Below are 15,097 nucleotides of genomic sequence, written 5' to 3'. Positions count from 1 at the left end.
GTGGAGAACGGGCCGCTCCGATCCCTGGGGAGGAGCCTCGGCCGCTCCTCAGAACAGGTCCGAGAACCCCATCGCGACGAGGTTCGCGTGCGAGGTCCGCAGGCAGTCGAGCGCGCTCCGCCCGTAGCGCTCGTCCTGCTCGACGAGGAGGTGGTCGACGCCGAGCGCGAGGCTCGTCCCGATGATCCCCGGGAAGTCGAGATTGCCCTCCCCCACCTCGGCGAACTGCACGTTCGAGGTGAAGGCGTGCACGGACCACCCGCCGGACACATCGGCGGGCGGCCCGACCCGGTAGTCCTTCAGGTGCACCAGGGCGACGCGCTCCCCGTACCGGCGCAGCGTCGTCACGGGATCGAGCCCGCCCCGCTGCACCCAGTGCACGTCGAGCTCGAGCCCCAGCAGCGGAGCCCGGTCGGCGACGACGTCGAGCAGGAGGCGGTCGTCGTGCCGCGCGAACTCGTGGTGGTGGTTGTGGAGCAGCAGCCGCAGCCCGTCGTCGCGGAGCCTCGCCGCGGCGGCCTGGCAGCGGTCGGCGAAGTCGAGCAGGGCGGCCGGCGAGGCCGCCGCGGAGGCGGGCAGCATGCCGATCCGGACCGTGCGGGTGCCGAGCGCACGGGCGTCGGCGACGATCCCGGCGAGCCCGCCCTCGAGCGCGGCGCCCGGGGAGTCTTCCGGTGCCAGGCCCGCCGAGATCGCCGCGATCTCCACGCCGAGCTCGTCCCGCGCCCGCTGCAGCTCGGCCACGGTGGCCGCCGTCAGCGGGATCTGCGAGATCTCCACCGACCGGTAGCCGATCGCTCGGACCTCCCGGAGCGTCGCGAAGGCGCCCGCCGAGGCGAACGCGTCCTTCAGCATCATCGCCTGCACGCCGATCCTGGTCACGGCAGTCCTCCCGGTCGCGGTGGGGGCCGGCGTCTCCGCGGCCCGGAACGCCCCCGACGGTAGAGGCGTGCCTCCGATCTTGTCAATCGGTTGCCAATACCCGTATGGTCGTGGCACGGCGGCGCTCCTGCCCGCCGGTTCCCGACGACGAGAACGAGGCACGCACCGTGACCACCGCACCCGCGACGACCGCACCCGAGAACCCCGCACCCTGGACCCTCTCCGGCTTCGGCGACGAGATCGACCCCGACCCGGTCGTCCAGGTCGCCGTCCTCCGAGCGCTCGGCGCACACAGCATCGAGGTGCGCAGCGCCTGGGGCCGGAACGTCGTCGACCTCGACGACGAGCGCCTCGCCCGCCTGGCCGCCGTGCTCGAGCGCGGCGGACAGTCCGTCTCGGCCGTCGCCTCGCCCATCGGCAAGGTCGACGTCGCCCTCGACCCCGAGCTCGAGGTGGCGCGCCTCGACCGCGTCATCCGCGCCGCGCACGCCCTCGGCACACCGAGCATCCGCGTCTTCTCGTTCTACCGGGGCGAGGGAGTGCCGGTCGAGAGCATCCGCGACGGCGTCCTGCTGCGCATGCGCAGGCTCGCCGATCGCGCCGAGCGCGAGGGCGTCGTGCTGCTGCACGAGAACGAGAAGGACATCTACGGCGACGTCCCCGAGCGGATCCTCGACCTGGTCGAGTCCGTCGGCTCGCCCGCCCTGCGCCTCGCCTGGGACAACGCGAACTTCGTGCAGTGCGGGGTGCGGCCCTTCGACGACGGCTGGACGGCGCTGCGGCCCTACGTCGACTACCTGCAGGTGAAGGACGCGGTGGCCGCGACCGGCACCGTGGTGCCCGCCGGCGAGGGCGACGGCCAGCTGCGCGAGACGCTCACCGCCCTGCGCGACGACGGCTGGACGGGCGTCGCCTCGCTGGAGCCGCACCTCGCGATCACGGACGCCCTCGGCGGATTCTCCGGCCCCGAGTCGTTCGGGGTGGCCGCTCGGGCCTTCCGGGGGCTCGCCTCCTCGCTCGGGATCGACCTGCGATGACCGTCCGCGCGGCGGTGATCGGCTGCGGCGACATCTCCTCCGTCCACCTCGCGGCGATCGGCACCGCACCCGGCGCGGAGCTGGTGGCGGTCTGCGACACCGACCCGGGCCGGCTCGCCGCGGCCGCCGAGAGGCACGCGGTGCCGGGCTTCCCCGAGGCGGTCCGGATGCTCGACTCCGTCCGCCCCGACGTCGTGCACGTCTGCACTCCGCACAGCACGCACGCCGCGCTGGCGGTCGCGGCCCTGGACCGCGGCGTCGCGGTGCTCCTCGAGAAGCCGCTCGCCTCCTCCGTCGCCGAGGGCGAGCAGGTGATCGCCGCGGCCGAGCGGGGCGGGGCGCGCATCGGCGTCTGCTTCCAGAACCGCTACAACCCGCCCGTGCAGCGCCTCCGCGAGCTGCTGGTGTCCGGCTCCCTGGGCGCCGTGACGGGTGCGGCCGCGACCGTGCTCTGGCACCGCACTCCCGGCTACTACCTCGACCGCCCCTGGCGCGGGATGCGGGCCGAGGGCGGCGGCGGGATGCTGATGAACCAGGCGATCCACACCATCGACCTCCTGCAGTGGCTCCTCGGCGAGGTGGTCGCGGTGAGCGGCTCCGCCTCCACGCGCCTGCTTCCGATCGAGGTCGAGGACACCGCCGACCTGGTGCTCACCCACGCCTCCGGCGCGCGCAGCGTCCTCTACGCGACCGTGGCGAACGCGTGGGACGAGCCGGTCGAGCTCCGCCTGCGCACCGAGCGCGCCACCGTCTCGCTGCGCGGTGCCCTCACCGTGCGGCGCGACGACGGATCCGTCGAGGTCGTCCCGGACACGGAGCGCCGATCCGGCGGGCGCTCGTACTGGGGCGCCTCGCACGAGCTGCTCGTGCACGACTTCTACGCCCGCCTCGGCGAGGACGAGCCCTTCTGGATCTCGCCCCGCGAGGCGGCGAGGTCGCTCGCGATCGTCCAGGCCGCCTACGCCCCGAGCGCGCCCGCGCGGATCCCCCATTCCACCCCGAACGAAGGACTCCTCCCATGACCACCGTCCGCCTCGGCATCATCGGATTCGGCGCCCAGGGCTCCTCCTACGCCCGCTTCCTCGCCGACGGCAGGGTGCGCGACCTCGTCGTCACCGCCGTCGCCGACGTCGACCCCGCCCGGGAGGCGGCGGCCGCCGCGCTCGCGCCCGGAGCGTCCTTCCACGCCGACCACCGCTCCCTCCTCGCGAGCGGGGAGGTCGACGCCGTCGTCGTCTGCACTCCGCACTACCTCCACCCCGGGATCGGCATCGACGCTCTCGAGCACGGGCTGCACGTGCTGGTCGACAAGCCGGCGGGCGTCTACGCCGCGCAGGTGGCGGAGCTGAACGAGGCCGCCGCCGCCCGTCCCGGGCAGCGCTTCGCGATCATGTTCAACCAGCGGGCTAACCCGCTCTACCGCCGGCTCAAGGAGGTCGTCGACGAGGGCGGGATCGGCCGGATCCTGCGCTCGAACTGGATCATCACCACCTGGTGGCGGCCGCAGGCCTACTTCGACCAGAGCGCGTGGCGCGCGACCTGGGGAGGCGAGGGCGGAGGCGTCCTGGTCAACCAGGCGCCCCACCAGCTCGACCTGTGGCAGTGGCTGTGCGGAGTGCCGGAGTCGGTGGTCGCGAAGGCCGGCTACGGGCGGTGCCGCGACATCGCGGTGGAGGACGAGGTGACGGTGCTCGCCGACTTCGGCGGGGGCACGACCGGCGTGCTGGTCACCACGACGCACGACCCGATCGGCACCGACCGCCTCGAGATCGTCGGCGACCGCGGCCGGATCGTCGTCGACGACTCCCGGGTCGCGACGATCACCCGGCTGAACGCCCCCGAGCGCGAGGTCAGCGCCGCCCTCAGCGCCGAGGACGTGGGCCTCCTGCTCAGCGGTCGCTACGACACCGCGGGCCTCTCCACGACGGAGCGGATCGAGTCGGCGTCGGTCTGGGGCGAGCAGCACACGGCCGTCCTGCAGGACTTCGCGGACAGCATCCTGCACGGCACGCCGCTGCTCGCACCCGGGGCGGAGGGGATCCTCGGGGTCCGGCTCGCCAACGCCATCCACTACTCGAGCTGGACGGGACGCGAGGTACCGCTCGACCTCGACGAGGGCGTGTTCCTGGCGGCGCTCAACGAGCGGATCCGCGAGGAGGGGGCGTTCCCGGAGCGGAGCTGACGGGGCGGAGCCGCGCGGACCCGCGCTGGAGGGGCCGGAGCGGTGGGCGGCCGACCGGCGACGGCGGCCTCCCGGAGCGCGGGCTCCCCGATCCGGCCCGACCCGGACGCGAGCGACGGGCCGGGCGGGCTTCTCGGCCCTGTGGCAGCATGGGCGGCGGACGGCGCCCCGTCCGCCGCCGTGCCCCTCGAGAGAAGACCGCGATCGTGCCCAGCGAAGACGCGCCCACCGGCCCCTCCGCCGCGAGACGCCGCGGCCGCTCCGCGACGACGATCTACGACGTCGCCCGACTCGCCGGCGTCGCCCCCTCCACCGTCTCCCGCGGGCTGAGCACGCCCGGACGGCTGAACGCCGCGACCGAGCAGCGGATCCGCGCCGCCGCGAAGGAGCTGGGCTACCGGCTCAATCCGATGGCGCGCGCGCTGCCGACGGGCCGCACCTCGACCCTCGGGCTGCTGGTGGCCGACATCACCAACCCGGCCTTCTTCCCCGCCGTGCGCGGAGCGGAGCGGGCGGCGTCGCTCCGCGGCTTCACGATGATCCTCGCCGAGTCGCAGGAGTCCGGGGAGCGCGAGGCCGAGGCGGCCGACCGCATCGCCGCCTCCACCGACGGGCTCGTCCTCGTCAGCACCCGCCTCAGCGACGAGGAGATCATCGCGCTGGCCGGGCGCATCCCGGTCGTCGTCCTCAACCGCGTGGTCCCCGGCGTCGCGGGGATCGTGCCCGATCTCGCCCCCGGGATCGACGCCGCGCTCGACCACCTCGCGGCCCTCGGCCACCGCTCCCTCGCCTTCATCGCCGGTCCGCCCGACTCGTGGATGAGCGCCGCGCGATGGGAGCTCCTCCTCGACCGCGCTCCGCAGCGGGGCATGACGGTCGTCGAGATCGGGCCGGGCGTCTCGACCCTCGAGGGCGGGAGGAGCGCGCTCGCGAGGGTGACCGCCTCCGGCGTCGGCGCGGTGATCGCCTACAACGACCTGGTCGCCATCGGACTGATGCGCGCGGCTCAGGAGTCGGGCGTCGCGATCCCGGAGCAGCTCAGCATCATCGGCTTCGACGACATCTTCGGCAGCGACTTCACCTCGCCGCCGCTGTCGACCATCAGCGCACCGCTGGGCCGGATGGGCGAGCGGGCGGTCCGCCGGGTGCTCGGCGACGAGGAGCCTCCGGAGCGGGCCGACGACCTGCCGACGGAGTTCGTCCCGCGCGCCTCGACGGGGCCCCGCCGCGACTCCTGACCCCGGTCCGCGCCCGGCGCGCCATCCGGTGCGACACCTCTGGCAATCGGTTGACACTCCTCGGCACCCATACTTGGATGGCCCCGTGCCGACGAAGCTGCTGAACGATCCCGACCGACTCCTGCCGATCGACCCGACGACCCGGGCGATCGCCCGCGATCTCCACGCGAGCGTCGCCGACCTGCCGATCCTCTCCCCGCACGGGCACGTGGATCCGCGCCTCCTGCTCGAGGACCGCCCCTTCGCCGACGCGTCCGAGCTCTTCCTCCGGCACGACCACTACGTCACCCGGCTGCTCCACTCCGCCGGGATCGACCTGGGCGATCTCGGCATCCCGGGAGGCGAGCGCCTCGCCGGCCCGGAGGAGGTGTGGCGCACGTTCTGCGCGCACTGGCGGATCTTCGCGGGAACCGCCTCGGGCTACTGGCTCCAGTCGATCCTCGCCGAGCAGTTCGGCATCACCGAGCAGCCCGACGCCTCCACCGCCGACGCCCTCTTCGCGGCGATCGGGGTCCGGCTGGCGTCCGACGCCTTCCGCCCGCGGGCGCTCTTCGAGCGGTTCGGGATCGAGGTGCTGGCGACGACCGACGATCCGCTGGACGACCTGGCCGTCCATCGGGCTCTGGCGGAGGATCCGGCGTTCCCGGGCCGCGTGCTGCCGACCTTCCGCCCCGACGCCTACCTCGATCCCTCCACCCCCGGCTGGCCCGAGCGCATCGCCGCCCTGGCCGCCGCCACCGGAACGAAGGAGTCCAGCTTCCCCGGATTCCTCGAGGCCCTCCGCGCCCGGCGCCGGTACTTCCTCGACCACGGCGCCGTCTCCGCCGACCACGGAGTGCTGGAGCCGCTGACCGTCGACCTCGACCCCGCCGAGGCGCAGTCCCTCTTCGCCCGCGCCCGCGCCGGCACGATCGACGCCGAGGGCAGCCGCGTCCTCGCCGCCCACCTGCTGCTGCAGTCCGCCCGCATGAGCGTCGACGACGGCCTGGTGATGACCGTCCACGCCGGGGTGCTGCGCAACCACGATCGGCCGACCTTCGAGCGCTTCGGTCCCGACACCGGCCACGACATCCCCGTCGCGACCCGGTTCGCCGAGCCCCTCCGCCCGCTGCTGCAGGAGCTCGGCAACGCACCGGGCTTCCACCTCGTCCTCTTCGGGATCGACGAGAGCACCCACTCGCGCGAGCTCGCTCCCCTCGCCGGCTACTACCCGTCGGTGTTCCTCGGAGCGCCGTGGTGGTTCCTCGACGCGCCCGACGCGGTGCTGCGCTTCCGCGCCGCCGTGACGGAGACCGCCGGCTTCTCGCGGAGCTCCGGCTTCATCGACGACACCCGCGCGTTCCTCTCCATCCCGGCCCGTCACGACATGGCGCGGAGGCTGGACGCCGCGTTCCTCGCGCGCCTGGTCGCCGAGGGGCGCATCGACTCCGAGACGGCGAGCGCCGTCATCCTGGACCTCGTCGACGCCCAGCCGCGGAAGGTCTTCAAGCTGTGAGCGGGCACGGCGGAGGAGGCGGTCTCGATCGCGCGTCCGCGGGCCTGCCGGCGGCTCCCGTCCGCATCGTCCACCTCGGCCTCGGCGCCTTCCACCGAGCGCACCAGGCCTGGTACACGCACGCCGTCGACGACGACCACGAATGGGGCATCGCCGCATTCACCGGCCGGAGCCCCCGCGCGGCCGAGGAGCTCGCCGCGCAGGACGGCCTGTTCACGCTGATCGAGCGCGGACCGGAGGGCGACTCGGCGACGGTCGTGGGCAGCATCGTCGAGGCGGTCGACGGCGCGGACGTCGCGCGTCTCGTCGAGCTCGTCGCGGCTCCAGGGACGGCGATCGTCACGCTGACGATCACGGAGGCCGGGTACCGTCTCGCCGCGGACGGCGGCCCCGACCTGGACGACCCCGCCGTCCGGAGCGACCTCGATGCCCTCCGATCGGGAGGAGCGCCGACGACCGCGCTCGGCCGCCTCCTCCTCGGCCTCACCGCCCGGCGCGACGCCGGCTCCGGCCCGCTCGCCGTCGTCTCCTGCGACAACCTCTCCGGCAACGGCCCTCTCGTGCGCCGTGGGCTGCTCCTGCTCGCCGAGCGGCTCGACCCGTCGCTCGCCGACTGGATCGACCGCACCGTCTCGTTCGTGTCGACCTCCGTCGACCGGATCACTCCGGCCGCCACGGCGGCGGACCGGGAGGCGGCGGCCGAGCTCACCGGCATCAGCGACGCCGCGTCCGTCGTGACCGAGCCGTTCCGCGACTGGGTCCTCTGCGGCGGCTTCCCCGCCGGCCGACCCGCCTGGGAGCGCGCCGGAGCCCGCTTCGTGGACGACATCGAGCCCTTCGAGCGGCGCAAGCTGCGACTGCTCAACGGCGCGCACACGCTCCTCGCCGCCACCGGCCGCCGGCGCGGCCTCGCCACCGTCGCGGAGGCGATCGCCGACCCCGCCTGCCGGAGCGCCGTCGAGGCGTTCTGGGCGGAGGCGGCGGCCGGCCTCCCCGCCGGTCTCGACGCGGACGCCTACTGCGCCGCCCTCCTCGAGCGCTTCGGCAACCCCCGGATCGAGCACCGCCTCGAGCAGATCGGCGCCGACGCGACCGCCAAGCTCCGCATCCGGATCGCGCCCGTGCTCCTCGCCGAGCGCGCGGGCGGACACGACGGAGCCGCCTCCCTCCGTGCCGTCGCCGACTGGATCGCACTGCTGCTCCAGGGCGACCGCCTGCCCGACGCGCAGCGCCCCGCCCTCGACCGCGCCCTCGGCTCCGCCCGGCCCCTCGAGGCGCTGCTGCGGCTCGTCGACCCGCGCCTCGTCGACGACCCGGCCCTCGTCGCCGCGGTCGCCGCTCAGGCGGCCTAGACCTCCACCCCGCCTCTCCGCGCGGCGCCTTCCGGCGCCGTCGGCAACCGATTGCCACCCTCGCACCGTCTCGACGCGGCGCGGATCCCGACGGGTCCGCGCCCGGGTAAAGGAGCCCGCATGACCCCCCGCACCACCGCGCCCGGAGCGCCCGCCGCTGAGAAGCTCTCCAAGCTGAGCATCGTGGGCTACGGCGCCGGCGACACGGCGAACAACCTCGCCTTCACCACCGCCACGATGTTCCTGCTCGTCTACTACACCGACGTCGCCGGGATCTCCGCGGCCGCGGCGGGCACGCTGCTGCTCGTCGTGCGGATCTTCGACGCGTTCGCCGACGTCTTCGCCGGCCGGGTCGTGGACCGCACCTACAGCAGGCGCTTCGGCAAGTTCCGGCCCTTCCTGATGTTCGGGTCGGTTCCGCTCCTGCTGCTCTCGGCCGCGACCTTCTCCGTCCCGCAGATCGGCGAGAGCGGAACCCTGCTCTACGCCTACCTGAGCTACGCCGCGCTCGGCCTCGCCTACAGCCTCGTCAACATCCCCTACGGCTCGCTCGCCGGAGCGATGACGCAGGTCGGCACCGAGCGCGCGAAGCTCGCCAGCGCCCGCGCCATCGGCGGCGCGATCGTGGGGGCCGGGCTCGGCACCTTCATGGCCCCGCTGGTCGTCCCCGGCGCCGATCTGCAGTCGCTCTTCTCGATCGTCACGCTGAGCTTCGTCGTCGTCGGCTCCGCGCTCTACCTCTTCACGATCCTGACCGCGAAGGAGCGCGTCCAGCGCGACGTCGCGCACGTCACGTTCCGTCAGAGCATGACGACCCTCCGCTCCAACCGGCCGCTGCTCTTCCTCTGCCTCAGCTCGTTCCTGTTCCTCACCGGGACGCTCGCGCTCCAGACCGTGCAGCTCTACTACCTGCGCGACGTGCTCGGATCGGTCCAGCTCTACGCCGCGATGTCGCTGATCCAGCTCGCCCTGACCTTCGGCCTGGCCGCCCTCGTCCCGACGATCGTGCGGCGGTTCGGCAAGCGCAACGCCTACATGGCCGGAGTCGGGGTCCTGATCAGCGGCGGAACGGTCGTCTTCCTCGCCCCGGGCGACGCGGTGGCGGTCGGCTTCGGCGGACTGGTCCTCGCCTACGTCGGCATCCAGCTCGTCAACATGCTCGTCTGGGCGATCGAGGCGGACACCGTCGAGTACGGGGAGTGGAAGACCGGCATCCGCTCCGAGGGCACGATCTACGCCCTGTTCTCCTTCACCCGCAAGACCGGCCAGGCGGTCGGAGGCGCCCTCGCCGCGTACGCGCTGGCCTGGGGCGGCTACGTGGCCGGGGCCGCGGAGCAGAGCGAGCACGCCGAGTGGGGCATCCGCGCCGCCGCCGGCCTCATCCCGGCCGTCGCGGCCCTGCTCGCGGTGCTGATCATGGCGTTCTATCCGCTGACCGACCGCCGGCACGCGCAGATCGTCGCCGAGATCGCCGAGCGCCGCGAGAGCACGGGGCAGGCCGCGCCCGTGGCGCCCGGCCTCTCGACCGCCGCGTTCTCGATGGACCGCGCTCCCGGCCGGAACCCCTGACCCGATCCCCCACCACGAAAGGCATCCCATGAAGATCGACAAGGCCGAGGTCGTCGTCACCAGTCCCGACCGCAACTTCGTCACCCTCAAGCTCACGACCGACGACGGGCTGACCGGCCTCGGCGACGCGACCCTCAACGGCCGCGAGCTCGCCGTGGTCTCCTATCTCGCCGACCACGTCGTGCCGCTGCTCCTCGGTCGCGACGCCTCGCGCATCGAGGACACCTGGCAGTTCCTCTACCGGTCGTCCTACTGGCGCCGCGGGCCGGTCACGATGGCGGCGATCGCGGCGGTCGACACCGCCCTCTGGGACATCAAGGGCAAGGCCGCGGGCATGCCGCTCTACCAGCTGCTCGGAGGCGCGTCCCGCACCGGCCTGCTCGCCTACGGCCACGCGTCCGGGCGGACGGACGCGGAGCTGTTCGACAGCATCCGCGAGCACCAGGAGCAGGGGTACCGCGCGATCCGCGTGCAGACCGCGGTGCCGGGGCTGACCTCGATCTACGGCATCGCCTCCAACGCCGTCCTCGAGGGCAACACCGGCGTGCGCTACGACCACGAGCCGGCGCAGCGCGGCGGCCTGCCGACCGAGGAGGACTGGGACACCCGCGCCTACCTGCGCCACGTCCCCCGCGTCTTCGAGGCCGTCCGCAACGAGTTCGGGCCGGGGCTCCCCCTCCTCCACGACGGCCACCACCGGATGACGCCGATCCAGGCCGCGGCCCTCGGCAAGTCCCTCGAGCCGTACGACCTCTTCTGGCTCGAGGACTGCACGCCCGCCGAGAACCAGGAGGCCCTCCGCCTCGTCCGGCAGCACACCACCACGCCCCTGGCGATCGGCGAGGTCTTCAACACCGTCTGGGACTACCAGCTCCTGATCCGCGAGCAGCTGATCGACTACATCCGCAGCGCGGTCACGCACACCGGAGGCGTCTCCCACCTCCGGAGGATCCTCGACCACGCCGCGCAGTACCAGATCAAGTCCGGGATGCACGGACCCACCGACGTCTCCCCGGTGGGCATGGCGGCCGCGATGCACCTGGGCCTGGCGATCCACAACTTCGGGATCCAGGAGTACATGAAGCACGGCGAGCGGACCGACAGCGTCTTCCAGCAGTCGTTCACCTGGAGCGAGGGACGGCTGCACCCGGGCGACGCCCCGGGTCTGGGCGTGGAGCTCGACGTCGACGCCGCCGGGAAGTACCCCTACGTGCGCGCGTACCTGCCCTTCAACCGCCTCGCCGACGGCACCGTCCACGACTGGTGACCTGCCCCCCTCCGCCGAGGCGATCCCGGACCGTCGCGGGAGCCACGGCCAGCGGGCTCCCTCGACGGTCCGGGGTTCCCCCGCTGAGCAGAGGCCGGTCAGGGCACGAAGCGGTAGCCCATGCCGGCCTCGGTCAGCAGGTGCCGCGGATGCGCGGGGTCGGGCTCGAGCTTCTTGCGCAGCTGCGCGAGGTAGAGGCGCAGGTAGCCGGTGTCGGTGACGTGCGCGGGGCCCCAGATCTCGGCCAGCAGCGAGCGGCGGGTGACCAGCTTGCCCGCGTTGCGGATGAGGATCTCGAGCACCTGCCACTCCGTCGGGGTGAGCCGCACGGAGACGCCGTCCCGCGTTGCGCTCTTGGCCACCAGGTCCACGGTCACCTCGCCGATCACGACCAGCGGCTCGCCGTCGGCCGGCTGCACGCGTCGCGAGAGGGCCCGGATGCGCGCGAGCACCTCGTCCATCGAGAACGGCTTGGTCACGTAGTCGTCCGCGCCGGCGTCGAGCGCGCCCACCTTGTCGGCCGCGCCCGTCCGCCCCGACACCACCAGGATCGGCGCGCTCGTCCAGCCACGCAGCCCGTGGATGACCTCCACCCCGTCGAGCCGGGGCATGCCGAGGTCGATCATGTAGAGGTCCGGATGCTCGTCCACCGCGCGGTTGATCGCCTCGGTGCCGTCGCCGGCCGTCACCACGTCGTATCCGCGGGCGGTGAGCGTGATGCGCAGGGCGCGCAGGATCTGCGGGTCGTCGTCGGCGATCAGGATCTTCATGCGGCTCCTCCGGAGTCCTCGTGCGGAGCGGTGCCCGACCCGCCGTCGTGCGGGGCGGCCGGAGCGACGTGAACCGCAGGAGCAGCGGCAGCAGTCTCCGGCGCCAGCGGCAGCGTCACCACCATCGTCAGCCCGCCCCCCGGAGTGTCCTCCGTCTCGAGCGTGCCGCCCATCCCCTCCGTGAACCCCTTCGAGAGCGCGAGGCCGAGGCCCAGGCCCGTCAGGTTGTCGTCGTCGCCGAGTCGCTGGAACGGCACGAAGATCTCGGCGCGGCGCTCCTCGGGCACCCCGGGGCCGTGGTCGACGATCCGCAGCTGCGCGCTCCCGCCGAAGGCGCTGGCGGCCACGCGCACCCGGGTGCCGGACGGCGCGTAGCGGACGGCGTTCGCGAGCAGGTTGACCACGACGCGCTGCAGCAGAACCGCGTCGGCGAGCAGCGCCGGGCCCTCCGGATCGAGGTCGAGGTCGACCTCGCCGGGACCGAGCCCGAGCTCGTCGAGCGCGGGGAGCACCACGTCGGCGGCGTCGAGCGGAGCGAGCGCCACGGCGAGCGCCCCCGCCTCCAGCCGCGTCACGTCGAGCAGGTCGGTGACCAGCGCGGCCAACACGGTGAGGCTCTCGTCGGCGGTGGCGAGCAGCTCCTCCCGGTCGCGCTCGCTCCAGACCACCTCGGGCGAGCGCAGACCGCTGACCGCCGCGGTGGCCGCGGCGAGGGGCCGGCGCAGGTCGTGGCTGACGGCCGAGAGCAGGGCGCTGCGCACCCGGTCGGTCTCGGCCAGCGGAGCGAGGGAGCTGGCCGTCTCGCTGAGGGCCGCGTTCTCGAGCACCGAGTCGAGCTGGGCGGCGACGACCTGGAGCAGCCGCCGCTCGCTCCCCTCCAGTTCGCGGCCGTGCAGCTCGAGCACCGCGCCCTCGCCCACCGCGATGCGCGCGGGATCGCCCTCCGGCTGCGGCTCGCCGTCGGCCGCGACGAGCTCACCGCCGCGCAGCAGCCGCACGCCGGTCAGCCCGAACGCCTCGCGCGAGCGCTCGAGGATCGCCTGCAGCGCCCCCTGCCCGCGGATCACGCCGCCCGCGATCGTCGCCAGCAGCTCCGACTCCGCCCCCGACCGCTTGGCGGCCCGCGCCCGCCGGGCCGCGCGGTCGACCACGGCGCTGACGAGCGCCGCGTTCAGCACGTAGAGCACCAGCGCCAGCGCGTGCAGAGGCTCGTCGACGGTGATCGTGTAGAGCGGATCGACGAAGAAGAAGTCGAGGGTCAGCCCCGAGAGCACGGCCGCGAAGAGGGCCGGCCAGAGCCCGCCGACCAGCGCGACCACCACCACCAGCAGCTGGTACGAGAGCACGTCGCTCGTGATCGACTCGTCGCTGCGGAGGCTCGAGAGCAGCCAGGTCACCAGCGGGCCGCCCACGAGGGCGAGGGCCAGTCCCAGGAGGCGGCGCCGCAGCGTCAGGGCCCCGTCGAGCCTCGGCAGCACCGCGGTGCGCCCGGCGGCGGAGTGGCTGACGATGTGCACGTCGATGTTGCCGGACTCGCGGATCACCGTCGACGCCGTGCCGGGCGTCAGCGCCGAGGCGAGACGGCTCCGCCTGCTCACGCCGATCACCAGCTGCGTCGCGTTGACCGAGCGGGCGAACTCGACCAGCGTGCGCGGCACGTCCTCGCCGACCACCTGGTGGTAGCTGCCGCCGAGCTTCTCGACCAGCACCCGCTGCGCCTCGAGCACGTGCGGGCGTGGGGTGCGGAGGCCGTCGGGGGTCACCACGTGCACGGCGAGCAGGTCGCCCCCGGAGGCGCGGGCCGCGATCCGCGCACCGCGCCGCAGCAGGGTCTCCCCCTCCGGGCCGCCGGTGAGGGTCACGACCACGCGCTCGCGCGCCTCCCAGGTGCTGTCGATGCCGTGCTCGACGCGGTAGTCGCGGAGCGCGCTGTCGACCTCGTCGGCGAGCCAGAGCAGCGCGAGCTCGCGCAGGGCGGTCAGGTTGCCGAGCCGGAAGTAGTTGGACAGCGCCGCGTCGATGCGCTCGGGCGGGTAGACGCGGCCGTCGGCGAGGCGGTCGCGCAGCGCCTGGGGCGCAAGGTCGACGACCTCGATCTGATCGGCGGCGCGGAGGACCGCGTCCGGGATCGTCTCGCGCTGCGGCGCTCCGGTGATCGCGTGCACCACGTCGTTGAGCGACTCGATGTGCTGGATGTTCACGGTCGAGAAGACGGTGATGCCGGCGTCGAGGAGCGTCCGCACGTCCTCCCAGCGCTTCTCGTGCCGGGAGCCGGGGGCGTTGGTGTGCGCGAGCTCGTCGACCAGCGCGACGTCGGGCCGGCGGGCCAGCACCGCGTCGAGGTCCATCTCGTCGAGCAGCACGCCGCGATGCTCGACGGCAGTCCTCGGCACGACCTCCAGCCCCTCGACCATCGCGGCGGTGGCGGAGCGGCCGTGCGTCTCGACCACGGCCACCACGACGTCGCGACCCTCGGCGGCGAGCCGGCGGCCCTCCTCGAGCATCGTGTAGGTCTTGCCCACTCCGGGCGCGGCTCCGAGGAGCACGCGCAGGCGGCCCTTCGTCATGCTCCCGGCCTCCCCTCGTGCTCGCGGCTCCGGGGCGTCCCGGGCTCGCGGGACCGGCGTCGATCCGCTCGATCGGACGGTCCCGACGAGCCGATCGCGATTCTACGAGCCGGAGGCGCCACCGGAGCGGTCACAGCCGCGCGAGAGCGGCGTTGAGCTCGAGCACGTCCACCGTCGGCTCGCCGAGGTACCCGAGCTCGCGGCCCGCGGTGTGCTCCTCGACCAGCGCGCGCACGGCGCTCACGTCGAGCCCGCGGGCGGCGGCGACGCGGGGCGCCTGCAGCTGCGCGTAGGCGGGGCTGATCGCGGGGTCGAGCCCCGAGGCGGAGGCGGTCAGCGCATCGGCCGGCACCGCGGCCGGGTCGACGCCCTCGAAGGCGGCGATCGCGGCCCGGCGCTCCTCGACGGACGCGACCAGGTCGGCGTTCTCGGGGCCGAGGTTGCTGCCGGTCGAGGCCGCGGCGTCGTAGCCCGCGGCGGAGGGACGCGACTGGAACCACTCCGGCAGGGGCGCTCCGTCGGCGTCCGTGAACGACTGGCCGATCAGCGACGAGCCGATCACCGCGCCGTCCTGGCGCAGCAGCGAGCCGTTCGCCTGGGCGGGCAGGGCGAGCTGCCCGATCCCGAGCACCGCGAGCGGGTACGCCGCTCCCAGCAGCACGGTGAGCACGATCATCGCGCGCAGCGCGACACCGTAGGGACGGAACATGGTCTCTTCTCTCTGTCTTCAGTGGTCGG

The 15,097-nt window shown here is 73.9% G+C and carries 12 protein-coding genes; 8 read left to right on the top strand and 4 right to left on the bottom strand.

Going from position 1 to position 15,097, the window contains the following annotated elements; all coding sequences use genetic code 11:
* Positions 1 to 48 precede the first annotated feature (48 nt).
* On the bottom strand, positions 49 to 882 hold the full coding sequence (locus C5B92_RS05640) for a sugar phosphate isomerase/epimerase (RefSeq protein ID WP_258061268.1): 834 nt from the start codon (positions 880 to 882) through the stop codon (positions 49 to 51).
* 167 nt (positions 883 to 1,049) lie between these two features.
* Here C5B92_RS05640 and C5B92_RS05635 point away from each other — a divergent pair, with 167 nt between their 5' ends.
* From C5B92_RS05635 to manD, 8 genes are all read left to right on the top strand, one after another.
* Positions 1,050 to 1,919 carry a sugar phosphate isomerase/epimerase gene (locus tag C5B92_RS05635; protein WP_258061267.1) on the top strand — a complete coding sequence of 290 codons (870 nt, stop codon included), beginning with the start codon at positions 1,050 to 1,052 and terminating at the stop codon, positions 1,917 to 1,919.
* Positions 1,916 to 2,941 (top strand): Gfo/Idh/MocA family protein, encoded by a 1,026-nt coding sequence (locus tag C5B92_RS05630; protein WP_104350134.1) that lies wholly within the window; start codon positions 1,916 to 1,918, stop codon positions 2,939 to 2,941. The genes C5B92_RS05635 and C5B92_RS05630 overlap by 4 nt, the downstream gene beginning before the upstream one ends.
* The gene (locus tag C5B92_RS05625; RefSeq protein WP_104225764.1) at positions 2,938 to 4,101 is read left to right on the top strand and encodes a Gfo/Idh/MocA family protein; all 1,164 of its coding nucleotides are present in this window, start codon (positions 2,938 to 2,940) and stop codon (positions 4,099 to 4,101) included. Before C5B92_RS05630 ends, C5B92_RS05625 begins: the two co-directional genes overlap by 4 nt.
* Before the next feature lie 206 nt (positions 4,102 to 4,307).
* Complete coding sequence (locus tag C5B92_RS05620) at positions 4,308 to 5,339, top strand: LacI family DNA-binding transcriptional regulator (RefSeq protein ID WP_159940282.1); 1,032 nt, start codon at positions 4,308 to 4,310, stop codon at positions 5,337 to 5,339.
* An 85-nt stretch (positions 5,340 to 5,424) separates the two neighbouring features.
* The gene (gene uxaC / locus C5B92_RS05615; RefSeq protein ID WP_104350133.1) at positions 5,425 to 6,834 is read left to right on the top strand and encodes a glucuronate isomerase; all 1,410 of its coding nucleotides are present in this window, start codon (positions 5,425 to 5,427) and stop codon (positions 6,832 to 6,834) included.
* A complete protein-coding gene (locus tag C5B92_RS05610; RefSeq protein ID WP_258061266.1) occupies positions 6,831 to 8,186 on the top strand; it encodes a mannitol dehydrogenase family protein in 1,356 nt (451 codons plus the stop codon). Before uxaC ends, C5B92_RS05610 begins: the two co-directional genes overlap by 4 nt.
* Positions 8,187 to 8,306: 120 nt before the next feature.
* Positions 8,307 to 9,755 carry a glucuronide transporter gene (gene uidB, locus C5B92_RS05605; RefSeq protein ID WP_104257955.1) on the top strand — a complete coding sequence of 483 codons (1,449 nt, stop codon included), beginning with the start codon at positions 8,307 to 8,309 and terminating at the stop codon, positions 9,753 to 9,755.
* A gap of 28 nt (positions 9,756 to 9,783) precedes the next feature.
* Positions 9,784 to 11,022: a D-mannonate dehydratase ManD gene (manD, locus tag C5B92_RS05600; protein ID WP_104323855.1), complete on the top strand. Its 1,239-nt coding sequence runs from the start codon at positions 9,784 to 9,786 to the stop codon at positions 11,020 to 11,022.
* Positions 11,023 to 11,120: 98 nt separating this feature from the next.
* On the opposite strand, the gene C5B92_RS05595 is transcribed toward manD, so the two are convergent.
* The 3 genes from C5B92_RS05595 to kdpC form a co-directional block, all read right to left on the bottom strand.
* Positions 11,121 to 11,792 carry a response regulator gene (locus C5B92_RS05595; RefSeq protein WP_104222647.1) on the bottom strand — a complete coding sequence of 224 codons (672 nt, stop codon included), beginning with the start codon at positions 11,790 to 11,792 and terminating at the stop codon, positions 11,121 to 11,123.
* Positions 11,789 to 14,359 (bottom strand): ATP-binding protein, encoded by a 2,571-nt coding sequence (locus C5B92_RS05590; protein ID WP_104350132.1) that lies wholly within the window; start codon positions 14,357 to 14,359, stop codon positions 11,789 to 11,791. The genes C5B92_RS05595 and C5B92_RS05590 overlap by 4 nt, the downstream gene beginning before the upstream one ends.
* 130 nt (positions 14,360 to 14,489) lie before the next feature.
* Entirely contained in the window at positions 14,490 to 15,068 is a 579-nt protein-coding gene (gene kdpC, locus C5B92_RS05585) for a K(+)-transporting ATPase subunit C (protein WP_104225770.1), read from the bottom strand.
* Positions 15,069 to 15,097: the final 29 nt, after the last annotated feature.

The sequence above is a fragment of the Rathayibacter sp. AY1A4 genome, from assembly GCF_002930955.1.
Taxonomy (GTDB): domain Bacteria; phylum Actinomycetota; class Actinomycetes; order Actinomycetales; family Microbacteriaceae; genus Rathayibacter.
This window is presented reverse-complemented; position numbering and strand designations above follow the sequence as displayed.

Bases quoted from the DNA above. Each gene is read 5' to 3' on its own strand.
- manD (WP_104323855.1), top strand. From the start codon at position 9,784: ATGAAGATCGACAAGGCCGAGGTCGTCGTCACCAGTCCCGACCGCAAC.
- kdpC (WP_104225770.1), bottom strand. From the start codon at position 15,068: ATGTTCCGTCCCTACGGTGTCGCGCTGCGCGCGATGATCGTGCTCACC.
- C5B92_RS05630 (WP_104350134.1), top strand. From the start codon at position 1,916: ATGACCGTCCGCGCGGCGGTGATCGGCTGCGGCGACATCTCCTCCGTC.
- C5B92_RS05595 (WP_104222647.1), bottom strand. From the start codon at position 11,792: ATGAAGATCCTGATCGCCGACGACGACCCGCAGATCCTGCGCGCCCTG.
- uidB (WP_104257955.1), top strand. From the start codon at position 8,307: ATGACCCCCCGCACCACCGCGCCCGGAGCGCCCGCCGCTGAGAAGCTC.
- C5B92_RS05625 (WP_104225764.1), top strand. From the start codon at position 2,938: ATGACCACCGTCCGCCTCGGCATCATCGGATTCGGCGCCCAGGGCTCC.
- C5B92_RS05590 (WP_104350132.1), bottom strand. From the start codon at position 14,359: ATGACGAAGGGCCGCCTGCGCGTGCTCCTCGGAGCCGCGCCCGGAGTG.